At 43.5% G+C, this 24,082-nt stretch carries 16 protein-coding genes; 3 read left to right on the forward strand and 13 right to left on the reverse strand.

The features are described 5' to 3' along the window. Positions 1-27 precede the first annotated feature (27 nt). From A33I_RS14745 to secA, 13 genes are all read right to left on the reverse strand, one after another. Positions 28-1,122 carry a DUF4097 family beta strand repeat-containing protein gene (locus A33I_RS14745; protein ID WP_022629105.1) on the reverse strand — a complete coding sequence of 365 codons (1,095 nt, stop codon included), beginning with the start codon at positions 1,120-1,122 and terminating at the stop codon, positions 28-30. A 143-nt stretch (positions 1,123-1,265) separates the two neighbouring features. Next, positions 1,266-4,151, reverse strand: coding sequence for an excinuclease ABC subunit UvrA (uvrA, locus tag A33I_RS14750; protein WP_022629106.1), 2,886 nt, complete (start codon positions 4,149-4,151; stop codon positions 1,266-1,268). A 5-nt stretch (positions 4,152-4,156) separates the two neighbouring features. Continuing rightward, a complete protein-coding gene (gene uvrB / locus A33I_RS14755) occupies positions 4,157-6,133 on the reverse strand; it encodes an excinuclease ABC subunit UvrB (RefSeq protein WP_022629107.1) in 1,977 nt (658 codons plus the stop codon). A gap of 161 nt (positions 6,134-6,294) precedes the next feature. Then, positions 6,295-6,519 (reverse strand): DUF2198 family protein, encoded by a 225-nt coding sequence (locus A33I_RS14760; protein WP_022629108.1) that lies wholly within the window; start codon positions 6,517-6,519, stop codon positions 6,295-6,297. A 35-nt stretch (positions 6,520-6,554) separates the two neighbouring features. Then, positions 6,555-7,745 carry a PDZ domain-containing protein gene (locus A33I_RS14765; RefSeq protein ID WP_022629109.1) on the reverse strand — a complete coding sequence of 397 codons (1,191 nt, stop codon included), beginning with the start codon at positions 7,743-7,745 and terminating at the stop codon, positions 6,555-6,557. 1,040 nt (positions 7,746-8,785) lie between these two features. Then, positions 8,786-10,249, reverse strand: a complete 1,464-nt coding sequence (locus tag A33I_RS14770; RefSeq protein WP_022629110.1) for a S41 family peptidase — start codon at positions 10,247-10,249, stop codon at positions 8,786-8,788. A 341-nt stretch (positions 10,250-10,590) separates the two neighbouring features. Continuing rightward, positions 10,591-11,961, reverse strand: coding sequence for a murein hydrolase activator EnvC family protein (locus A33I_RS14775; RefSeq protein WP_022629111.1), 1,371 nt, complete (start codon positions 11,959-11,961; stop codon positions 10,591-10,593). 64 nt (positions 11,962-12,025) lie between these two features. Further along, a complete protein-coding gene (ftsX, locus tag A33I_RS14780) occupies positions 12,026-12,919 on the reverse strand; it encodes a permease-like cell division protein FtsX (RefSeq protein WP_022629112.1) in 894 nt (297 codons plus the stop codon). Further along, positions 12,909-13,595, reverse strand: a complete 687-nt coding sequence (ftsE, locus tag A33I_RS14785; protein ID WP_022629113.1) for a cell division ATP-binding protein FtsE — start codon at positions 13,593-13,595, stop codon at positions 12,909-12,911. Before ftsE ends, ftsX begins: the two co-directional genes overlap by 11 nt. A gap of 294 nt (positions 13,596-13,889) precedes the next feature. Further along, positions 13,890-14,255, reverse strand: a complete 366-nt coding sequence (locus A33I_RS14790; protein WP_022629114.1) for a c-type cytochrome — start codon at positions 14,253-14,255, stop codon at positions 13,890-13,892. 85 nt (positions 14,256-14,340) lie between these two features. Further along, entirely contained in the window at positions 14,341-15,213 is an 873-nt protein-coding gene (locus tag A33I_RS14795) for a YitT family protein (protein WP_022629115.1), read from the reverse strand. Between the two features lie 413 nt (positions 15,214-15,626). Next, positions 15,627-16,731 (reverse strand): peptide chain release factor 2 gene (gene prfB / locus A33I_RS14800; protein ID WP_152976483.1). Its coding sequence is split into 2 segments (ribosomal slippage): positions 15,627-16,658 and positions 16,660-16,731, totalling 1,104 coding nucleotides; the frame shifts between segments, so codons are not numbered across the junction. 106 nt (positions 16,732-16,837) lie between these two features. Beyond that, positions 16,838-19,357, reverse strand: a complete 2,520-nt coding sequence (gene secA / locus A33I_RS14805; protein ID WP_022629118.1) for a preprotein translocase subunit SecA — start codon at positions 19,355-19,357, stop codon at positions 16,838-16,840. A 355-nt stretch (positions 19,358-19,712) separates the two neighbouring features. Here secA and dcuS point away from each other — a divergent pair, with 355 nt between their 5' ends. From dcuS to A33I_RS14820, 3 genes are all read left to right on the forward strand, one after another. After that, positions 19,713-21,344 (forward strand): DcuS/MalK family sensor histidine kinase, encoded by a 1,632-nt coding sequence (gene dcuS / locus A33I_RS14810; RefSeq protein WP_022629119.1) that lies wholly within the window; start codon positions 19,713-19,715, stop codon positions 21,342-21,344. Positions 21,345-21,354: 10 nt separating this feature from the next. After that, on the forward strand, positions 21,355-22,050 hold the full coding sequence (locus tag A33I_RS14815) for a response regulator (RefSeq protein WP_235806198.1): 696 nt from the start codon (positions 21,355-21,357) through the stop codon (positions 22,048-22,050). Positions 22,051-22,372: 322 nt separating this feature from the next. Next, on the forward strand, positions 22,373-24,037 hold the full coding sequence (locus A33I_RS14820; RefSeq protein ID WP_022629122.1) for an SLC13 family permease: 1,665 nt from the start codon (positions 22,373-22,375) through the stop codon (positions 24,035-24,037). Positions 24,038-24,082: the final 45 nt, after the last annotated feature.

Consider the following 24,082-nt stretch of genomic DNA (forward strand, 5'->3'; position numbering starts at 1 on the left):
TTCTGGACGGCTTCACGTGTATTTAACTTAGCGGTCTTTTACCAAAATAGAGCCTGTATAGGTCACAGCATTCACTTTCACTCGTGGTGAGGACTGCTGGTTCCCTACAAAGCTTGTGCTTTTTTGGGCAAATTCTTTCTTCTCATCTAAAATTTCATGGTTGGCTAAGTCCATTGTAAAGCCGCCCACATTCGTTTTCAGCTTACCTTCAACGCGGATATCTTCCGGTACATATAAATGAATGCTGCCGGTCGTCGCTTTAAGGTCAGCATATCCGGACTCATTCAAAGCATCTAGTTTGTATGTGATGCCACCGTTAACTGTCTCCGCATCCACATCTTGCGCCTTTCCAGATAACGAGATGCTTCCATTGACCGTTTTCACATCAACAAGATCAGACTCTTGATGCTCGAGTTCAATAGCACCATTTACTGTTTCTGCCATAATCTTTTTCGCTTTGATGGATTTAAAAGAAATCGCTCCATTTAACGTATTTACATCAAATGTATCGACATGAATCTGTTCCCCTTTTATTTGACCGTTAAACGTATAGAGCTTCAGGTGTTCAAATGTCGTTTTAGGAACATAAACAGTCGCTTGCACTTTCATTGATTTTACTTTGGTATGGAATAATACTTTTTGCTCGTTCACGCGGAAAGTCGCTTCCTGCAAGAACACACGACGTGCCTCCTCGGAATCTTTCACGCGGTAAACACGTGCCTGACATTCAATTCGAACATCTGGCTCTTCCCAAGGAACAAAGGTAATCGACCCGTTTTCAAGTGAAATGTCCACATTAGCAGGTGCTAGGTCACGATGTTGGAAAATGTGGTCCACCACAACAGAAGACCCAAAGTTAAAGTCTAGATCAAAGTCTTTAATTTTCTGGAGTGCCGTGTCAATGAAGCTTGCAAATCGATTTTCAGCAGAAGAGGATTGACGGTTGCGTTTCTTATACTCTTCTCCCTCATCCCAATTCACATCTGTTGATAGAGAAGCTGGCTCAGCACGCCTTGGTTCAGGTTCCGCCTTCGTATCCATCGCTTCTAAAAGCTTAATGCCCTCTTCAGCTGTAATTTTACCATCCTCGATCATCTTCAAAATCATTTTCCGCTCTTCCATCGTTAAAGCCTCCTTAATCAATGTAGCTCATGTCAGATTTTCTATAATACTTAGTAGAAAAGGTACGCACTAAAAGCACGCACCTTTTCTGTTGTCATCTTCTATTGTATTACGGATGAGCCTGCGATCATGTTTCAAATCTTTTAGCTTTTTTGTAACTCTTTTTCTTCCATTTGATCTTTCATTTGATCTTCCATCCGTTTACGATCACGTTCTAGTATCGGCTTTAAATAGCGGCCGGTATAAGAAGCTTTTGTTTCAGCCACTTGCTCTGGTGTCCCTTCAGCGACAATCTGCCCGCCTTTGTCCCCGCCTTCAGGGCCAAGATCAATAATATGGTCCACCGTTTTGATCACATCTAAATTATGTTCAATAACAAGGACTGTATCCCCATTATCGACAAGTCGCTGCAACACTTTTAATAAACGGTCAATATCATCCACATGAAGACCAGTGGTTGGTTCATCTAAAATATATAATGTTCTGCCAGTTGCACGACGGTGAAGCTGAGAAGCAAGTTTCACACGCTGCGCTTCCCCTCCTGATAAAGTCGTTGCCGGCTGGCCAAGTTTAATGTAGCCAAGCCCAACATCGACTAAGGTCTGCACCTTGCGTTTAATTTTCGGGATGTTAGCGAAAAAGTCTACACTCTCTTCCACCGTCATTTCAAGCACATCAGAAATGGTCTTTCCTTTGTACTTAATTTCAAGTGTTTCACGGTTATAGCGTTTTCCTTCACACACTTCACAAGGCACATATACATCAGGCAGGAAATGCATCTCAATTTTAATAATCCCATCCCCGCGGCAAGCCTCACAGCGGCCGCCTTTCACATTAAAGCTGAAGCGGCCTTTCTTATATCCGCGCACTTTTGCCTCGTTTGTCATCGCAAACACATCGCGGATATCATCAAACACTCCCGTATACGTGGCCGGATTTGAACGAGGTGTACGGCCGATCGGCGACTGGTCAATATCAATAACTTTATCAATTTCATCGATACCAGCAATTTCTTTATGTTTCCCTGGCTTGTCCTTCGCACGATGAAGCTTTTGAGCCAACGATTTATACACAATCTCGTTAATAAGGGTACTTTTTCCTGAGCCTGAAACGCCTGTTACGGCCATAAATAGCCCGAGAGGAAATGTAACCGAAACATTTTTCAAGTTATTTTCGCTTGCTTTTTTCACAGTAAATGAGCGCCCGTCAGAATTTCTGCGTTCTGTTGGCAGCGGAATAAATTTTTCACCGGATAAATACTGGCCTGTAAGTGACTCTTTATCTTTCATAATCTCTTCTGGCGTCCCTTGTGCCGTAATCTGACCGCCGTGAACGCCTGCACCTGGACCAATATCAATAATATAGTCAGCTGCCATCATCGTATCCTCATCATGCTCAACCACAATCAGGGTGTTTCCAAGATTCCGCATATGTTCAAGCGTTTGAATTAAGCGGTCATTATCACGTTGATGAAGACCAATCGACGGTTCATCAAGAATGTAGAGAACACCCATTAATGATGATCCAATTTGGGTAGCCAGACGAATACGCTGCGCCTCACCGCCTGATAAAGTCCCCGCTGCACGCGATAGAGATAAATAGTCGAGCCCAACATTAATTAAAAAGCCGATACGGTCATTAATTTCTTTTAGAATAAGGCGAGCAATTGCATAATCCTTCTCACTCAGTTCTAGGTTTTCAAAAAACTCTTTTGCTTCTTTTACTGAAAGAGAGGAAACTTCACCAATATGTGTTCCATTAATCTTTACAGCTAGAGCTTCCTTCTTTAAACGGTAGCCCTTACAGCTAGGACAATGCTTATGCGTCATATACGTTTCCATTTGATCACGGATATAATCAGAGCTTGTCTCATGATAGCGGCGTGAAATATTGTTCGCTACCCCTTCAAAAACAATCTCATTTTCTCTCACTTGTCCGAATTCATTTTCATAACGGAAGAAGATCTTCTCTCGTCCGCTTCCATGGAGCACCTTATCAAATAAAGCTTCAGGTATCTGTTCCACCGGCTGATCAAGATCAATGCCGTAGTGATCTGCCGCTGCAGCCAGGAGCTGCGGATAATACTGTGAACTCGTCGGCTCCCAGGCTGCAATCGCATGCTCACGAAGTGTTTTTGATCTGTCAGGGACCACAAGCTCTAAGTCCACTTCAAGCTTTGAACCAAGTCCATCACATGTTGGACACGCGCCGTATGGACTGTTAAACGAGAACATCCGCGGCTCAAGTTCTGAGATCGAAAAGCCGCACTCAGGGCATGCATGATGCTGACTGAAGAGCAGCTCTTCTTCACCAATTACATCAACAAGTACACGTCCGTCTGCTAATTGCAGCGCCGTTTCAAGTGAGTCAGCTAAACGAGTATGAATACCCTCTTTGATCACAATTCGGTCAATAACGACTTCAATGCTGTGCTTTTTATTCTTTTCCAGCTCAATTTCCTCGGCTGCTTCACGCATCTCTCCGTTAACACGCACACGGACAAAGCCTTGTTTCTTAATGTCTTCAAGCACCTTCACATGCGTTCCTTTTCGTCCTGATACGAGCGGTGCTAGAATTTGCATTTTCGTCCGCTCTGGATATTCAATAAGGCGGTCCACCATTTGCTGAATCGTCTGCGAGGAGATTTCAATCCCGTGCTTCGGACAAACTGGTTTTCCGATACGTGCATATAAAAGCCGCAGATAATCATGGATTTCTGTTACCGTACCAACAGTAGACCGTGGGTTGCGGCTTGTTGTTTTCTGATCAATTGAGATAGCTGGTGAAAGGCCTTCAATTGCATCAACATCAGGTTTATCCATCTGCCCTAAAAATTGACGAGCATAGGCAGAAAGGGATTCAACATATCTTCTTTGCCCTTCTGCATAAATCGTATCAAAGGCAAGCGAAGATTTACCTGAGCCTGATAAGCCTGTTAATACGACAAGCTTGTCGCGCGGAATCGTCACGTCAATATTTTTTAAATTATGTGAGCGAGCTCCTTTTACGACGATTTCTTCTAATGCCATCCTGTTCACCCTTCCGCTTTTAGCTCTAATAGTAAATCACGAAGCTCTGCCGCACGCTCGAAGTTTAATTCGCGGGCAGCATCCTTCATTTCTTTTTCCATTCGTTCGATCATCGCTTCTTTATCTTTCTTACTTAGTTTCGTCTTCGGTGCGGCTGTTGTTTCGCCGTCTTCATCCGATACAATTGTTGCCTGGATCACCTCTGGAATTTTCTTTTGAATCGTTTTAGGGGTGATGCCATGCTTTTCATTATATTCTTCTTGAATGCTGCGGCGTCTTGCCGTTTCATCAATGGCGATCTGCATCGATTTAGTCATCTTATCTGCATACATAATGACATGACCATTAGAGTTACGAGCAGCACGTCCAATCGTTTGAATTAATGAACGTTCTGCACGCAAGAACCCTTCCTTATCAGCATCTAGTATCGCAACAAGAGACACCTCAGGAATATCAAGCCCTTCACGCAGCAAGTTAATGCCGACTAACACATCAAACGTCCCCATCCGCAGCTGACGAATAATCTCAATTCTCTCAAGCGTTTTGATTTCAGAATGAAGATAACGTACTTTGATGCCGATCTCTTTTAAGTAATCAGTTAAATCCTCGGACATTTTCTTCGTCAGTGTCGTGACAAGCACTCTTTCATTCTTCTCGACTCTTGCATTAATTTCGCCGATCATATCGTCAATCTGGCCTTCGATCGGGCGCACGTCAATGGTTGGGTCGAGTAAGCCTGTCGGACGGATAATCTGCTCAACCATTTTCGGTGTGTGTTCAAGCTCATACGGACCCGGTGTTGCTGAAACATAGACGCTTTGTGAAACCTTCTTTTCAAATTCATCGAATTTTAAAGGCCGGTTATCTAGCGCTGAAGGCAGACGGAATCCGTGATTAACGAGTACTTCTTTTCGAGCCCTGTCTCCGTTATACATTCCCCGAACTTGCGGAAGTGTAACATGGGACTCATCAACAATCAGCAAAAAGTCTTCAGGGAAGAAGTCAAGCAGCGTGTAAGGAGTAGCTCCTGCTTCGCGCAATGTTAAGTGACGTGAATAATTCTCAATGCCTGAACAAAAACCCATTTCAGCCATCATCTCTAAATCATAGCGCGTTCGCTGTTCAAGACGCTGTGCTTCTAGAAGCTTCCCTTCCTCATGCATTTTCTTCAGCTGTTCTTCAAGTTCTACTTCGATATTAGCAATCGCTTTTTTAAGCTTTGCTTCACGGGTAACGAAGTGGGATGCTGGGAAAATGGCTACATGATTTCGCTCGCCTTTGATTTCACCTGTCAGCGCATCTACTTCTGTCATCCGATCAATTTCATCACCAAAAAACTCCACACGAATACATTGTTCATCACGAGATGCCGGAAAAATTTCTACGACATCGCCGCGAACTCGGAACGTACCACGCGTGAAATTGACATCATTTCGGTCATATTGAATGTCTACTAAATTACGCAATAAGGCATTACGGTCCATTTCCATTCCAGTTCTAAGAGACACGACTAAGTCGCGGTACTCCTCAGGCGAACCTAAGCCGTAAATACAAGAGACACTGGCAATAATGATGACGTCTTTCCTCTCAAAAAGCGCACTTGTAGCCGAGTGTCTAAGTTTATCTATTTCTTCATTTATACTTGCATCTTTTTCAATATACGTATCAGAACTAGGGACGTAAGCTTCTGGCTGGTAATAATCATAGTAGCTGACAAAATACTCTACAGCATTGTTTGGGAAGAACTCTTTAAACTCACTATAAAGCTGGCCTGCAAGAGTTTTATTATGGGCGATAATTAATGTGGGCTTGTTTACTTCTTGTATAACATTAGACATCGTAAATGTCTTACCTGTACCTGTTGCACCAAGCAAAGTCTGATGCTTTTTTCCTTCTTTTATCCCTGCTACAATCTCTTTAATCGCAGCAGGCTGATCGCCATCTGGTTGATAAGGCGAGTTAAGTTCAAATGTCTGATCCACCAAAAAACCTCCTCACGAACCTATGATCTCTTAGCAATAGTATATCACAACCAGCTAGGTTAAAAGCAAATAATAAGAACGTACGTCCTCATTTATTTTCCTTAAATTTGAAACTGTGTGGTATTTAAATAAAGAAAAAGAGCCGATTTCTCGACTCTCTGCTACATACCTGGACGTTTGATTAATACTTTTTTAGCGATAAGGACGCCTGCTGCAAAGGAAGGTATGGCGATCAGCAAAAGCCACCAAGGTTTATCATACACACTGATGACAGACAGAATGACCATCCATGTGACAATACTTGCTCCGACCAAACTAAAGGTTACTCTTGTGGTGATGACCATTAGCAAGAACGGGGCGAACAATGCTAATAATATTTCTGACATGCGTTATACGATTTCTCCTTTACTTTATCTCAAGCTTAAACCACCGAATCTTGCAATTGATAGTCTTGCTTTACTAATAATACACCTAGCTGATGATGTTCTCCGTCATAAAGGGCACCTTGCGTAAATCGAACTTCCCCAGAATGATCAAGCACATCTAATTTACAGAAGGCAGCAGCATTAAGCTGAAGCGCCTCATAGAAACTGTTCTCATCATGGACGGTCTGACCATTCACTTTAACTATTGTCTCTCCTACTTGCAGCTTCATTTTGGTTGCAGGACTATTTGGGATCACCCCTAAAATGACGCAGCCTTTATCCCTTGAGCCGTAAAATGATGGACCTGCCTCATCACGAGCCTTGGCAAGCATCCATAATACTTCCCGTAAAATGATCGCAAGGGAAGCAGCCAGTACTGCTACAAACGGATACCAATAACTCGCTGCTGCAAGAATGCCTAAAAACACCCCAAGCCCTGCCACTCGCATGCCCATCATCTTAATAGGCTCTTTCGGAAGAGCGGAACGAACACGCTGGCCAAACCCTACTAGTACAGGGAACAGGATCGGCTGAAAGCTTGTCTCACCTAAAGAGAATACCGGCCAATACTCAAAGCCAGGAATGATTCCTGTCGGTACAAAGAAGAAGACCGGAACAATCCATAATCGTTTAGCCTCTTGAAATCCTACCCATTTACCGCGTTTACTTCGTTCAACACCAGGCGATGTATACACATCTCCATTACGGTAAATAAGGAGTCCTTCCCCAATTACTAACAGAGCAAGAATAACAGCTATATAATGCAGCGGGAAGCCGCTCAGAAAAGCAGCGATATTTTGCAGCATAATAACCTCAGTAAATACGGGTGCAAACGCCACAGCTAAAAGTGTCAGGCCTATAATATAAGAAGGTGACATCCACCTGACTGATGTAGTTAACACCATCACAATCGAAGCCGCAATCATCACAAATACCACTTCCATTGTGATCACAATTCCAATTCCAAGCGTTGCGGCTGAAATAAGGAGTCCAATCAATAGTGCAGGCAAGAACGGAATGACAAAGTCAGCAATCTTATCTGTCACTCGCGTATGAAACGCTACCCGTTCTTTTTGAACGCGGCGATGCGCAATTAAAAATATCACAAATAATCCTATGTACAAGATGGGGTTGGCGAAAAATGAGCCAATCGTAAGTCCCAAGCTTTTCAGAATGTCGATCATCATACATCTAACGCCTCCAGAACTCTTTCTCTCTATTCTACATTATATAAGGGGAAAAGAGATAAAGGATCTATGAGAAATTGTGATTTTTGATAATTTCCTACATAGGAGAGGGTGAACAGCTCCCCCTGACAGCATTTGTTGATCTCTGCTGCAAGCACACGCTTTCCATGGGCAGACGATATCTTCCCTGTCGTTGCACTCATCTGAAGTCTTGTTTTTCAACTACATAATGCAACTAAAAAAACATCCCCCTGCAGTAGTTGTTGACCTCCGCTGCAGGCAATCGCTTTCCGCGGGCGGCCCGGGAGCTTCCTCGTCGCTACGTTCTGTTGGATCTCCCTGGTCACGCACCTAAAGCTACTAAAGCGCCCTACCTGCAATAATTGTTGATTTCCGCTGCAGGCAATCGCTTTCCGCGGGCGGTCCGGGAGCCTCCTCATCGTTTCACTCTTGTGGGGTCTCCCATGGCCACGCACTTCCCGCAGGAGTCGATTGCCTTCCGCTCCAATCAACGGAGCGAGGAGGTTATATAGTGCTCCTATTTAAACAACTGATCAATCATCTTAGAAAATAAACCAATGGATGTATGCCCTTTTATAAATTGAACCGAACTACAACTAAATGGCCCCACATAAGGATTACTCAATGGAATAACCTAGCGGATGAAATATGCGAAGACTCCTGCGGTGCCTAGAGCAGGGCTGAGATCCCACAGGGCTTTAGCCCGAGGAAGCTCAGTAGCTCACCGCGGAAAGCGAAGCATATTTCAGGAGCGGTGAGTACCCTATAATCCATGGTTGAGTTACTTGAAGTTAAATAAACTAGCTATAACTACAACGCTTCACATAATAATTTTATAAAGCAATAGCCCGAGGAAGCTCACTAGCTCCACACGGAAAGCGAAGCATATTTCAGGAGCGGCGAGTCCGCTAATACCCATGTTTATTACATACAAAAGGCCCTTATCCGAACTTTTCAATAAGAAAAGCTCGCGATAAGAGCCCGGTTAGAGACTTCGTTTCACCCCCGCCTCTTCGTAATTAATTCGCTTGTTTAATAATCAACTCAATCGCTGTTTGCAGCTGCTTGTCATTAGACTCATCGCGGACTTCATCAACAATGAGCTGCTGCAATGTGCCTGCTGTATCTTCGTCAATATCACCAGTCTCACTCAGACCTTGAGCTTTTTGGAAGGCACGAACAGCTTGCTCCGTTTGTTCATCATAATATCCATCTGTGCGGCCAGGCTCATGACCAAGTCCTTTAAGCATTGTTTGAGCACTGCGGATCTGTTCGTTCATCATATCAAGTGTCAGTGTCTCATCTCCTGTGAGCGGTGCCGAATAGAAATAATCTGGCTGCTTCACTTCAACAGTAGGTTCGACCCCCTCACCATTGATATCATTCCCAGCCGATGTCAGCCATTTGAATAAGGAGAGCTTCAATTCACTTCCATCACCGAGTTGAATCGTTTGCTGGACCGTTCCTTTTCCAAATGTCGTCTCACCAACTACATCGTAATCACCGGCTTCAATTAAAGCAGCTGATAAAATCTCTGATGCTGATGCGCTTGAGCGGTCTGTTAAACCGACAATCGGATACGGCTTTCTCTCATCTAATGAAGATACGTAACGAACACGCTCTCCTGCACGATCTTGAATTTGAACAATTGGTTCTCCACCAGGAATAATCAACTTACCGATTTTTTCCACGCTATCTAAGTAGCCGCCCGGATTTCCGCGAACATCAATTAATAGTCCATCAATACCTTGTGCTTCTAATTCCGCCAAACCCTCTTCAAAACGTTCAGCTGTATCAACAGAGAACGAGGTAATGTCAAGCATTCCGATCGTTTTTCCGTCACGCTCAATCGTGCTGACTCTTACTGTTTCAATCGGAATATCATCTCGTACAACCGGAATCGTTAAAAATTCGCTTGCTCCTGCACGGTCTACTGTCAGCGTTACAGTTGTTCCTTTTTCTCCGCGGATCTTCAACACAGCTTCATAAAGTGATAAACCGTCCGTTGACTCGCCGTCAATTTCAATAATTTTATCGTTCGGCTGAAGACCTGCTTGTTCTGCCGGTGACTCACGGAACGGGGCAACAATTGTCACCGTGCCGTCTGTCATGCTCACCTCTGCTCCGATCCCTTCAAAGCTCGAACCTAATGACTCGACAAATTGGTTTGCCGTTTCCTGATCCATATACACTGAATAAGGGTCATCTAACGTATCAAGCATTCCTTCAATGGCCCCTTGAATCAACTCTTCTTCACTCACATCTTCTACATATTGCTCTTGAATAATGGCGAGTGTCTTCGCAATCTTCTCAAGTGATTCAATATCCTCTAGCTGAACCTCTTCTGCAGGCTGATTATCTGGATCAGTTGTTGATGCCCTTTCATTTCCTTCTAATGCAAATGAGCCTGTAAATAAAAAGATACTTCCTAAGCCGATCGCCACTACAGCGACTAGTATGAGAAGCAATTTCTTGCTATTCATCCTCACCACTCCCACTTGATCTCAAACCACAAGGGCCGATTGATTATCTTATTTGTTACGATCTTTCAAAACATTTCAAGAAAAAACGCATAGATTGAGCGGTATGCGTGCATTTATTTCCCCGAACACTCTTTCATGTGCAACAAAAGGCATTACACGCGCATGTGCAATGCCCTACTTTACCTTCATCTTATGTGTGGCTTGTACGTTTTATGTCGCTTCTATCTAATACTTCCATTTTAAACAAGGATGTTTCGTAAGTCAAAAGAGGATGAGTGTTTATAGTATGAAAGATTATGAAAAAAACCTCGCAGTACGAGACTGCGAGGTTTACGTTAGGATTAACGTGGAATATATTTTAATGGATCAACAGAGTTTGATTTAGAAGCATTCCAGCCGCCTTCATGTACTTCAAAGTGTAGATGCGGTCCGAATGAGCGACCTGTATTACCCATCATACCAAGGCGCTGACCTTTTGATACACGGTCTCCATTACTCACTTCACGATTCTCAAGGTGAGCATAAAGAGTTGTAATTTGCTGTCCGTTCACCATGTGAGAGATTAAAACAGTGTTACCGTAACTTGAAGAGTAGTAAGATTGAACAACTTGTCCATCTGCTACTGCTACGATTGGAACATCACCTGTACGCCCGTTCTTACCAATATCAATACCATGGTGCATACGGCCTCCGAATGTCGCACGTGGTCCGTATGTTGAAGTAATTGTCCCTGTTGCTGGACGCATAAACCCAGAGTTTGTTACTGCTGGTGCACTATGCTGTGTGTTGTTGCTTGCATTTGAGTTTGAACTTGAACTTGAATTTGAATTTGAACTTGATCCAGAACTTCTTGAAGTCGATTGCTGGCTTGCAGCCGCTGCTGCTGCAGCTTCTTCTGCTTTACGCTTTTCTTCTTCTTGACGTTTACGCTCTTGTTCTGCTTCATATTCTGCAAGCTGCTGTTCTAGTGCTGCTTGTTGCTGTTTTAGGATTTCATTTTCATTATCTAAGTTACCAAGATCGGTATGAAGCTCGCCTTCTTTTTGCTCAAGCTGACCGAGAAGACGATCTTTTTCTTGACGTTGTGCTTCAAGTTCAGCACTTAACTCTTCAAGCTCGATTAGCTGCTGCTCTAAATTAACAAGCTCGCTTTCAACGGTCTCTTTCGCTTCTTCAAGAGCTAAGTGATCTTCCATATGTGCTTCTAGGATACTACGGTCTTGCTGTGCAATAACCGTTAACGCACTGACACGATCAAGGAAATCACCGAAATCTTTAGACCCTAAGATCACTTCTAAATAGTCAATAGATCCGCCAGATTGATACATTGAACGAGCACGATCCTTTAATAGTTCATCACGTTCTGCGATGCGCTCTTCTAAAATAGCAATCTCTCCTTGAAGTTCTTCAATATGAGCACGTGTTTCTTCAATTTCTCCACGCTTTTCACGAATCTTTTGGTTTGTTTCAGACATCTGCTCATCAATTTCCTGCATTTCAGCATTCACTGACTCGAGTTCTGCCTCAATTTTCTCTAATTCCGCTTCCGTCTGAGTTGCTTTTTCTGAGTTTTGCTGCTGCTCACGTTGAACATCAGAGATTTGTTGTTTAAGTTCACTGTTGGCATGGGCTACATCCATTTTCGGCGAAAATCCAAACGAACTGAATGTAAGTATTGCGGCTGCTGCGACTAATCCGATTCTTCTCCTCATTCGACCTTGCTCCTCCTCATATGTAAGGCAGCAGCAAGAAGCTGCTACCTTTTATTACATTTATTTAGACTTTTAAAAACTTACGAACTGACATTACGCTTCCCCATACACCAATAAACGCTCCGATTCCGACTAAAAGAGCAGCGATTTGCCATATATACGGGAATGGCGTTAACAGTGAGAAAAATAACGTTTCAAACTGTGATCCATACGCAGAGTAAAGATAGGAATAACCAAAGCCTAATACGACAATCGGAATTAAGGAACCAACAACACCTAACAGCAGACCTTCTACAAAGAAAGGCCAGCGGATAAAGCCGTTTGTTGCCCCTACTAGTTTCATAATTTGGATCTCTCGTTTACGTGCGATAATCGTAATTTTAATCGTGTTCGCAATTAAGAACATCGCTGTAAACATCATCCCGACAATGAGAATGACGCCGATGGTCCTAGCAAGATCTGTAAAAGCGAACAAGCGCTCAACAAAATCTTGTCCATAATTCGTTGACTCTACATAAGGCATTTCATCTATTTGCTGAGAAATAGATTCTGTTAATTGCGGACTCGCTGCTCTGACAATGAATGCATCATTAAGCGGGTTTTCCTCTCGAATCGATTCAAAAGCGCTTCCTGCTTCATTTAAACTGTCTATCAACTGATCGAGACCTTCATCCTTACTTAAGAAGGTTACACTCTCCACATTTGGGGTGTTTTCTATTTGAGTCCTTAATTCCTCTTGTTGTTCAGGTGTTGCCGTTAATTCAATATACGCTCTAATTTCTACATCATCTTCTACACTGCTTGCAAAATTATTGGCATTTAAAATTAAAAGTAAGAACGCTCCTACAACAAGCAGCATGACCGTTACAGCACTAATCGATGCAAACGTCATCCAGCCGTTTCGTCCAAGGTTTTTCGTTCCTTCTTTTACATGACGTCCGAGGGTTCTAAACTTCATAGCCGTAGTCCCCCCTTATCTGATCACGCACTACCCGTCCATTTTCAATCGCTATAACACGTTTTTTGATCGTGTTTACGATATCCTTGTTATGAGTAGCCATCACAACGGTTGTACCGCGGTGATTGATATCTTCTAAGATGTCCATAATTTCCCATGCTGTATCAGGATCAAGGTTCCCTGTAGGCTCGTCTGCAATAAGAACTTCCGGCTGGTTAACAATCGCACGTGCAATCGCTGCACGTTGCTGCTCCCCTCCAGATAATTCATCAGGCAGAGCTCTTGCTTTATGTTTAAGGCGAACGATATCTAATACATCCATCACCTTGCGCTTAATGACTGATGGATCTTCTTCAATAACCTCAAGAGCAAACGCAACATTTTCATAGACTGTAAGACTTGAAAGAAGTTTAAAGTCTTGAAACACTACACCAATTCTGCGGCGCAGATGTGGGATTTGCTTCTCTTTTAAGGTAGACAAGTTCGTCTTATCAATAAATATGTCGCCTCTTGTCGGGCGTTCTTCTCGGTACATCATTTTGATGAATGTTGATTTACCAGCACCGCTGGGTCCAACCACATAAACGAATTCACCTTTTTCAATTATTATGTTTATGCCATTAATTGCGGAAACATTGTTTGGATACATTTTCCAAACATCTTTCATTTCGATCAAACCTAATCACTTCCTTGCGTTCAGTCTCTCATGTTGTCTGTTAACCTTCATGATTCCTACGAACGCTGCTTTCATAAGCAACATAATACGGCGCTAGACGCCTGTACTTTTTGTAGAATACGGGCCTTTCTTGTCGGCTCGCTTACCCATTATACCATTTATTAAAACTTGTGCATGTTCATTTATATTACATTTTCGTTTCAACAGATAGCATAATTGTAAAAAAGGATGAGAGGTTTAACGCATTTTTGTCAAAAAAAGATCTACCCTCATCATGAGAGTAGATCTTATTGCTTATTGAGCTTCAAGCCATGCAGCTAGATTTGCTGCATCTTCATCTTCTAAGTTTTGAGCAGGCATTGCACCTTGCCCGTTATGAATGATGTCTTCGATTTCAGCAGCTGACAAGCCCGTTCCTTCTAGACCAGGACCAGATGCTCCTTGAAGATCGCCGCCGTGACATGCAATACAGCTTTGCTCATATGTAGCACGAGCTGATTCTGCATCGTAATCACCAGCTGTTGCATCATCTGCAGGCTCATCTGCTGGAGCTTCATCTACTGCTGGAGACTCCTCGTCAACTGGTGGAGCTGCTTCATCTCCGCCGCCACATGCTGTAAGAGCAACGACTACGCCAAGAGCTAATAAAAACTTTTTCATCTGTGTTTCCTCCTTTTTGTTAGAACTAATTGGATAGATTTGGGTAGAAACCCATCACACATTATTATAGCCGATTTATTACCCCTTACGCTCGCTTGAATCCTTCCCCAAGCACCTCTGTGGCATTCGTAACAATGACAAACGCTTTTGGATCAACGGCTCGGACAATTTGTTTCAATTTTGTGACCTCCTGCTGATTGACCACACACATCAGCACAGGACGTTCAGCATCCGTATAGCCGCCATGTCCGCTAAGCTTCGTCACGCCGCGATCGACATCTTTTAAAATGCTTTGGCGAACTTCCTCTTGATGATCAGAGATAATAAGAGCTACCTTTGCATATCCTACCCCCATTTGCACTAAATCAATCGTTTTTCCTGTAACAAATAATGCAATTAAGGCATAAAGTGCTAATTCCAGACTAAAAACGACAGCTGAAGTCGCTACAATCAGGCCGTCAATCACAAATACACATAAGCCGAGCGATACTCCAGTGTACTTATTGAAAATTTGAGCTGCAAGATCTGTTCCGCCTGTACTCGCATTCGCACGGAATACCGTCCCGAGTCCTAAACCGACTCCAATCCCGCCAAATAAAGCTCCGAGTAATGGGTCTTCAATCCCAACTGACCAATCTCTTGAAATAAAAACGACAAACGGCAAGAAAATCGTCCCGACTAACGTTTTTATACCGTATTTAAAGCCGCCAAGCATCAGCACCCCTAAAATAAATAAAGGAATATTAAACGCCCATAACGTATAAGCCGGCTCAAAACCGACCGTATACGTCAGCAGCGTACTAATCCCGCTTACTCCGCCTGATGCGATCTTATTAGGTAGTAAAAATAAGTTAAATGCCAATGCCACGATTGCTGATCCAACTAAAATATACGTATAATCAATCATTCCTTGCATTAAACGGCTGCGTGGCTCAGGCCGTCTTCTTGTGTTCACCATGCTTGTCCCACTCTCTTTTCTTCGTAGTATGTCCTAAATCCTTCGGTAGTATAGCACCACGGCCTCGCGCTGTAAACGCGAGCTCGTTAATGCGGTGAAGGGGTTGTGGGGATGCTTGCGCGGGACTGAGCATCAACAGAATGACCTCTAGATTGAGCGCTCAGTTGATACAATAAATCAGACACAGACGCAATTCCTGCCAACACTGACGCTATAATCTCCTCAAATGGCGCAATTACAAGTTAATTGCGTCAGTCCAATCTATAATTGCGCGAGTCATAAAGACTATTGTGCTGCTTTTTCGTTTTAAGCGTCGCTTAAAGCAATAAATGCGCCACTCTGCTCGCTCTCTCCCTCTTCCCCCACCGCACAAAAAAAGACTGTTCCTAATAGAACAGTCTTCCCTGCTAGCATTACATCTTCAAAGATGAACGTAAATATGCATTGATAAATCCGTCTAAATCGCCGTCCATGACTGCGTTTGTGTTTCCGATCTCGAAGCTTGTTCGGTGGTCTTTTACAAGACTGTATGGATGGAACACATACGAACGGATCTGGCTCCCCCAGCCGATTTCTTTTTGCTCCCCGCGGATTTCGGCAAGCTCTTGCTGCTGCTTTTCAATCTCTAATTGATAAAGCTTAGCCTTTAACATTTTCATTGCTTGATCACGGTTTTTAATCTGTGAACGTTCGCTTTGACATGTAACGACTGTGTTTGTCGGCAAGTGAGTGATACGGATGGCCGAGTCTGTTGTATTAATATGCTGACCGCCGGCGCCGCTTGCACGGTACGTATCAACTTTTAAGTCCTCGGTGCGGATATCAATTTCCACATTATCATCAAGCTCCGGCATCACTTCACAAGAAACAAAAGATGTGTGACGGCGTCCTGATGAATCAAACGGAGAAATACGAACGAGGCGGTGAACCCCTTTTTCCGCTTTTAAGTAGCCATATGCGTTATGGCCTTTAATAAGGAGGGTTACACTTTTCACCCCAGCCTCATCACCTGGCAGGTAATCCATTGTTTCAACTTTAAAGCCGCGCTGTTCGGACCAGCGAGTGTACATACGAAGGAGCATAGATGCCCAGTCTTGTGACTCTGTACCGCCAGCACCTGGGTGCAGCTCAAGAATTGCATTATTTTTATCATATGGCTCACTTAAAAGAAGCTGTAGTTCAAAGTCATTTAGACGAGAGATTAACTCTTTTACTCCTGCCTCAAGTTCTTTTTCAAGCTCTTCATCAGCTTCTTCTTTCACAAGCTCATAGGAGACTTCAAGGTTCTCATACTCTTCTTCCAGCTCTAAAAAAACATTTACTTGTTCTTTTAAGCCATTTGACTCGTTGATTACGGTCTGTGCAGCCTCTTGATCATCCCAGAAGTCCGGGGCAGTCATAAACTCATCAAGCTCAGCCATGCGCTCTTGCTTTGCTTCTAAGTCAAAGAGACCCCCTAAAGTCTGTTAATCGTTTGGCCATTGCTGCTAGTTCTTGCTTCACTTCTACTAATTCCATACGCTCACCTCATTGATTATTTCCCTACATAAATTTATTGCCGAAAAGGCTAAAGGAGCCCGCATAAGCGGGGCTCCATTCAAACCTATATTATGCGTTAGAGCTGTTATTTCCCCGCTCCGCAGCAGTTTTTGTATTTCTTGCCGCTTCCGCAAATGCACGCGTCGTTACGTCCGATCGTTTCGCCTTTACGGATTGGCTTCTTTTTCTTTGGTTCTTGTTTAGATGTATCTTGATGAACTGCTTTTCCTTCAGCTACTTTTTGACGCTCAAGGTTCTGCTGTACTTGCGCCTTCATGATGTACATTGAGATTTCCTCTTCAATAGAAGCAATCATCGCCTCAAACATTTCGAAACCTTCGAAGCGGTATTCACGCAACGGATCGTTCTGCCCGTATGCACGCAGGTGAATCCCTTGGCGCAGCTGATCCATTTGATCAATATGGTTCATCCATTTACGGTCAACCGTGCGGAGCATAATAACTTTCTCGAACTCACGCATATGTTCAGGTGTGAACTGCTCTTCTTTTTCATTGTAGCGAGCAATCACTTTCTCCGTAATAGCCTCAACCATTTCCTCTGAATCTAAGCCTTTAATGTCTTTCTCTTCAAGCTCGCCCTCTTGAAGAAGGTTTGCATTCATATAGTTGACGATCGCCATAAGATCCCAATCCTCTGGCACTTCATTCTCAGGTGTGTGCAGACGGACTGTGCGATCAATGACATCCTTAATCATTGTCTCCACAATTTTACGCAGGTTGTCAGACTCAAGTACTTCCATACGTTGCTTGTAAATGATCTCACGCTGCTCACGCATTACATCGTCATATTGAAGGATTTGCTTACGAGCATCGAAGTTGTTACCCTCTACTCGTTTTTGAGCCGTTTCAACCGCACGTGAAACGAGACGGCTTTCGATCGGCTGATCCTCTTCCATGCCAAGACGCTCCATCATAGAACGCATATTATCAGATCCGAAGCGGCGCATTAATTCATCTTCCATTGATAAATAGAATTGAGATGAACCAGGGTCCCCTTGACGACCGGCACGACCACGAAGCTGGTTATCAATACGACGACTCTCATGGCGTTCTGTACCTAAAACATGAAGACCGCCAAGCTCGCGTACACCTTCGCCTAGTTTAATATCTGTACCACGGCCGGCCATGTTCGTTGCGATCGTTACTGCACCTTGTTGACCTGCACCTTCAATAATTTCAGCCTCACGCTCATGGTTTTTCGCATTTAATACATGATGCGGTACACGGCGTTTATTTAACAGCTTTGAAACAAGTTCAGATGTCTCAACGCTTACCGTACCAACCAGTACAGGTTGTCCCTTTTTATGGATTTCTTCAATTTCATTAACAACCGCTCTAAACTTCGATTCCATCGTCTTATAGATAAGGTCCGGCTTATCAATACGGGCGATTGGTTTGTTGGTTGGAATCACCATAACGTCCATGCCGTAAATATTCCGGAATTCTTCTTCTTCCGTCTTGGCTGTACCAGTCATACCGGCAAGCTTCTCATACATACGGAAGTAGTTTTGGAATGTAATTGAAGCAAGTGTCATGCTCTCGCGCTGGATCTGCATGCCTTCTTTTGCTTCAATCGCTTGGTGAAGACCATCACTGTAGCGGCGGCCTTTCATCAGACGGCCTGTGAATTGGTCAACAATCACCACTTCACCGTCTTCCACCACATAGTCCCCATCACGTTGCATAACGACATGTGCTTTTAATGATTGATTTAAATGGTGGTTTAACTGAACATGCTGCTGATCATATAAGTTCTCGATTCCAAACGCACGCTCTGCTTTTGAAACCCCTTCTTCTGTCAGCTGAACAGCTTTTGTTTTCTCATCAAACGTGTAATCTTCTTCTGCCTTTAACACGCGGATAAATGAGTTTGCCTGCGTGTACAGCTGGGTTGAACGTTCAACCGAACCAGAAATAATTAACGGTGTTCTTGCTTCATCGACTAAGATGGAGTCAACCTCATCGACAAGGGCAAAGTGAAGCGGACGCTGTACCATCTGCTCTTTATATAGCACCATATTGTCACGGAGATAATCAAAGCCAAGCTCATTGTTCGTGCTGTACGTAATATCCGCACGGTACGCTTCTGCTTTTTCTTCTTTTGTAAGACCCGATTCATTCAGTCCGACAGTCAGTCCTAAGAAACGGTATAACTCACCCATCGTTTCGCAGTCACGGCGAGCTAAGTATTCATTGACGGTCACAACATGAACGCCTTTTCCTGTTAACGCATTTAAATAAACAGGGAGTGTTCCAACTAATGTTTTACCTTCACCTGTTTTCATTTCTGATATATTTCCTTGATGCAGTGCAATACCGCCTAATAGCTGGACGCGGTAAGGTGTCATTCCAAGGACACGTGTTGAAGCTTCGCGAACGGTTGCGAAGGCTTCTGGTAATAAGTCATCTAGTTTTTCGCCTTTTTCAAGACGCTCTTTAAATTCAAACGTTTTCTTTTGAAGACCATCATCTGATAGCTTTTTCATATCATCGGCCAGCGCATCAATTTGGTCCACGATCTTTTCGTTTTTCTTTACTTGACGCTGACTTGGATCACCGATGACTTTTTTAAGTAGTCCTAGCATTGAATTCGCCCTCTCTTCATTCAGCTCATAACAACAACTTTCTATGAACGTGAAGCTTTATCTCGCATATGCTCAATTTTAACAGGTTAAATCTGCCCTTACAAGGTAATTACCGCTCCGGGGCTTAGAAGATGTCGACACGAACCCGCCTTACAGTCAGTGAATCGACAGCACGACTCGTGGATCAAGTAAAACTTATTAAATAGTGGGAGATCTTCTGAACCTTAGCCTTTCTTGTTATTCAACAAGCCTTTACATGCAACTCTTTTCCCTAGTTAATAGGAAGAAACTCATTTTCTTAAGGACTTTCATTTGATATAGTAGAAAGAAAATGTAAAAAAATGAGGAAATTCTGATGAAGAACCCGCTTAGCTATTTTAAAAAGGAGAGACCGTATCAACTTCGAACACTTATCATCTTGTTAGTATCGATTGTGGTCGTTAGTGCCCTGCTGTTAACCGGCCTTCTCGTTGCCTACGATACCGCCCAGCGTAGCGAGAGGACTCTTGAAGAGAAAGCACGGACGATCGCCGCGACGATCGGACAAACGCCAGATGTTATTTACGGGTTGCGCAACGGGGATCAAGATGGTTCTGTACAAGCCTTTACAAAAGAGGTTCAAGACCTGACAGATGTACATTATATTGTCGTCATGGACATGAACAGTATTCGGCTTTCACACCCAAATGAAGAATTAATAGGTGAGAGATTTGTCGGCGGTGATGAGGACCGTGCCTTACAAGGCGAATCCTATACGTCAGTTGCTGAAGGAACATTAGGAGAGTCAATGCGTGCCTTCGTACCCGTCTATGACGGAGATGAACAGATCGGCGTTGTCTCTACCGGTATTTTGCAAAGCCAGATCCGCTCAACGATTATTGAAGGTCAAACAAGCATCATTTACGGGCTTATTCTCGGTTTGTTAGCTGGCTTAATCGGGGCCCTGTTTTTAGCGCAAAAGATTAAAAATGTCTTAAATGGGCTTGAACCTAGTGAAATTTCACAGCTGCTTAAAGAACGCGAGGCGATGCTTGCTTCTGTTCGGGAAGGAATTATTGCGATTGATGAAAAAGGTGTGATCGTCGTTGCAAACCGTGCGGCTCTCAGCATGTTTGAACGTGCCGGGCTTAAGGGTAATCCATTAGGACAGCATGTCGCATCCTACATGCCAAACTCCCGACTGCATGAGGTATTAGTGCATAAAGAGATGAAATTAGACCAAGCAGAAAAGCTGAATAAGCTCGATATAGTCATTAATCATGTCCCTGTTAAGACGTCCGGCCGATTAGTCGGCGCCCTAGCTACCTTCCGTGATAAAACAGAACTGACAATGATGCTAGAGCAATTATCCGGTGCTAAAACATACGCTGAGACTCTGCGCAGCCACACCCATGAATTTATGAATAAACTCCATGTCATCTCGGCGATGGTTTATACCGAGTCCTATGATGAATTGCAATCTTACATTCAAACAATCTCTGACTTCTATCAAAAGGATGTCGGCTGGATCTCAGACTACGTGAAGGACCCAGTCTTAGCCGGCTACCTTCTAAACAAATTAAGTTTCCTAGAAGAACAAGGCGTCGAAGTTGATTTATGCGGTGAGATGCCGTGGCCATCGATTAGACAAGCTGAGGTGCTGGATTCTCTCATTACCGTCATCGGCAACTCACTGGATAACGCCTATGAAGCGATTAAAGAACAAGATGTGCAGGAACTATATATTGACGTTTCATATTCAGAGGATGGTTACTTAGAATGGACAGTAGAAGATAACGGGCCGGGGCTTGATGAGGACCATCCAAGAAATTGGCTGGAGAAAAAGCAAACGACCAAAAGCGGCGACCGCGGCTACGGCATGTATCTAATTAATGAAGCAATCCGCCGTACAAACGGAGAGCTAGAAATTGATTCACAGAAAGGAGAAGGAATGACGTTTAAGGCACGCATTCCCTACACCAACCATGATACGAGTACTCATTATTGAAGATGACCCGATGGTAGCTAAGTTTAATGCGATCTTCGTTGAAAGAATTCCAGAGTTTAAGCTTGTTGGTGTCGCACGCGGCATTGAGGAGGGCTGGACGTATTTAAACGAGGAAGCTGTTGATTTAATTTTACTAGATGTATATATGACAAATGAGAACGGGCTGGACCTATTAATGGAACTGCGACGCGAGAATCATCCGGTTGATGTGATCGTCGTCTCCTCCGCCAATGACCGCGGCTCAATTCAAACTGCCCTCCGCTTCGGTGCGGTAGACTATTTAATTAAGCCGTTTGAGTTTGATCGTTTTCAAGATGCGCTCTTGCGCTATAAGCAGACCTTTCAAGATATGAAAAAAGAAGCCATCCAGCAAGAAGAGGTTGACCGTTTATTTTTAACAAAAGGAAATTCAAATAAAAATGTCCCAAAAGCTGATCTCCCCTTGCCAAAAGGAATCACAAAAGAAACGTACATACGCGTGCTGCGAGAAATTAATAAGCATAGCGACTGGTTTTCTACCAATGATCTAGTAGACGCAACAGGCATCTCACGCGTATCTTTGCGTAAGTACCTGCAATATTTAACAAACTCAGATATTCTCCTGTTCGATGTCGATTATCAGCGCACAGGCCGCCCGCTGCATCAATATAAGCTGACCAACCAAGGATATGATTATATTGTGAGTGTATTAAAGGAAGGGAAATAAGCGGAAACTGCCGTGTTTGCGGCAGTTTTTTGGTTTGGTGCGGTGTTTTATACAGGGGACTGAGCGCTCAGCAGGGGGATTTTTCAGCAAATTTGTTGTCTTTTTTAGCAAAGCCGTCATTTATTCTAGCCAACCAGGTGACTTTTCTAGCAAATATTCCAATTATTCCAGCAAATGCTAACAAATACTGGAACACACCTACACTCCCTCACTTTCTTTAGTTACAAAACCCTGCATAATAGTTTCTAAAACTATACGATAAGACTCAAATGATTCAGAATATAAAGAAAGAAACCGCTTTCAAGAGAGGGAGGCTTTAAACATGAAAAGTATGGTAGCGAATGTTTGGAACGGCCTGTGGCACTCACACCGTCAAACGAAAAAACTACTCAATGTCTTTTCCTATCAAAAAGGATCAGCTGCAAAAGCTGCAAATGCAAGCGCCACAAGCTCACGTGAAGGGCAGTCAATGCAGCCGGGTTATAATGATAACGAACCAAAAAAATCCTATTCAAAAGCACAAATGATCGGCCTTGTCCTAGGTCCGGCACTCTTTTTACTTACTATCTTATTCTTCTCACCAGAAGGATTAAGCTTTGAAGCAAGAGCTGTTCTTGCAATTACGTTATGGGTAGCGACATGGTGGATCACCGAGGCGATTCCAATTCCGGCAACGTCGATCCTGCCGATATTTTTACTGCCGATTACCGGCGCACTTGATGGGGGTACCGTAACCTCTGCTTACGGTGACGATATCATTTTCTTATTCCTAGGTGGTTTCTTTATTGCTACGGCGATGGAAAAATGGAACCTGCATAAGCGTATGGCTCTAGCGATTATCGCATTTATTGGAACGAGCACACAGCGTATTTTACTTGGATTTATGATTGCAACAGCATTTTTATCAATGTGGGTATCAAATACGGCAGCCGTTATGATGATGGTGCCGATGGGACTTGCTATTACGGCTCAAGTAGCAGCTGCTCTTAAAGGAAAGCCTGAGGAGCGCGACTTGCCGAAATTTGAAAAAGCGCTGATCTTCGGTGTAGGTTATGCCGGAACGATCGGTGGTCTTGGTACGTTAATCGGGACGCCGCCAAATATTATTTTAGCTGCACAAGCACAGCAATTATTTGATGTTGAAATTTCATTTGCACGATGGATGTTAGTCGGGGTTCCTGTTGTTATTCTTCTATTAGTCATTGCGTGGATGTATCTTGGCCGCATGGCATTTAAGATGAGCATTAAAGGCCTTCCTGGAGGCAAAAACTTAATTCAAAACGAACGCTCGAAGCTTGGAAAAACGTCATTTGAAGAAAAAGCAGTGGCTGCTGTCTTCACCTTTGCCGCATTCATGTGGATCTCCCGTGAATTCATCTGGGTCGATCTTGTTCCTGAATTACGTGATGGTATGATTGCCGTATTAGCCGCTGTTATGCTGTTTGTCATTCCAACTTCACGTAAATTTGGTTCTCGTATTTTAGAATGGAAAGATTCTCGTGACATTCCTTGGGGCGTGCTGCTTCTATTCGGGGGCGGTCTGGCGATTGCTGCTGGATTTAGAGAAACAGGCTTATCTGATTGGATGGGTACGCAGCTGACAGTGCTTGACGGTTTACACCTAATCGTCATGATCGCTGCCACAGCTCTATTCGTTCTATTCTTAACAGAGATCACATCAAACACAGCAACAGCGACAATGATCATTCCAGTTGTTGCGTCGCTTGCCCTAGCGTTAAATATTCACCCATTTGCCCTTATGATTCCTTGTGCGATGGCTGCTAACTGTGCATTCATGCTTCCAGTTGGTACACCGCCAAATGCAATCATTTTCGGTACAGGTAAATTAAAAATCATCGAGATGGTACGAGTCGGGTTCTTAATTAACTTGATTGCTGCCTTCCTTATCGTCCTTGCCGTGTACTTCATGGTGCCGCTATTCTGGGGCATTGATCTAAATGTAGTACCAGCTGGATTCAGCTTATAAGTATAAAGAGGAAATCACCTTTTCTAGGTGATTTCCTCTTTTTTT

The sequence above is a fragment of the Alkalihalophilus marmarensis DSM 21297 genome (genome assembly GCF_000474275.2).
GTDB classification, from domain to species: Bacteria; Bacillota; Bacilli; order Bacillales; family Bacillaceae_D; genus Alkalihalophilus; species Alkalihalophilus marmarensis.

Bases quoted from the DNA above. Each gene is read 5' to 3' on its own strand.
- A33I_RS14745 (WP_022629105.1), bottom strand. From the start codon at position 1,122: ATGGAAGAGCGGAAAATGATTTTGAAGATGATCGAGGATGGTAAAATT.
- uvrA (WP_022629106.1), bottom strand. From the start codon at position 4,151: ATGGCATTAGAAGAAATCGTCGTAAAAGGAGCTCGCTCACATAATTTA.
- A33I_RS14760 (WP_022629108.1), bottom strand. From the start codon at position 6,519: ATGTCAGAAATATTATTAGCATTGTTCGCCCCGTTCTTGCTAATGGTC.
- A33I_RS14765 (WP_022629109.1), bottom strand. From the start codon at position 7,745: ATGATGATCGACATTCTGAAAAGCTTGGGACTTACGATTGGCTCATTT.
- A33I_RS14770 (WP_022629110.1), bottom strand. From the start codon at position 10,249: ATGAATAGCAAGAAATTGCTTCTCATACTAGTCGCTGTAGTGGCGATC.
- A33I_RS14775 (WP_022629111.1), bottom strand. From the start codon at position 11,961: ATGAGGAGAAGAATCGGATTAGTCGCAGCAGCCGCAATACTTACATTC.
- ftsX (WP_022629112.1), bottom strand. From the start codon at position 12,919: ATGAAGTTTAGAACCCTCGGACGTCATGTAAAAGAAGGAACGAAAAAC.
- A33I_RS14790 (WP_022629114.1), bottom strand. From the start codon at position 14,255: ATGAAAAAGTTTTTATTAGCTCTTGGCGTAGTCGTTGCTCTTACAGCA.
- A33I_RS14795 (WP_022629115.1), bottom strand. From the start codon at position 15,213: ATGGTGAACACAAGAAGACGGCCTGAGCCACGCAGCCGTTTAATGCAA.
- secA (WP_022629118.1), bottom strand. From the start codon at position 19,357: ATGCTAGGACTACTTAAAAAAGTCATCGGTGATCCAAGTCAGCGTCAA.
- dcuS (WP_022629119.1), top strand. From the start codon at position 19,713: ATGAAGAACCCGCTTAGCTATTTTAAAAAGGAGAGACCGTATCAACTT.
- A33I_RS14815 (WP_235806198.1), top strand. From the start codon at position 21,355: ATGGTAGCTAAGTTTAATGCGATCTTCGTTGAAAGAATTCCAGAGTTT.
- A33I_RS14820 (WP_022629122.1), top strand. From the start codon at position 22,373: ATGAAAAGTATGGTAGCGAATGTTTGGAACGGCCTGTGGCACTCACAC.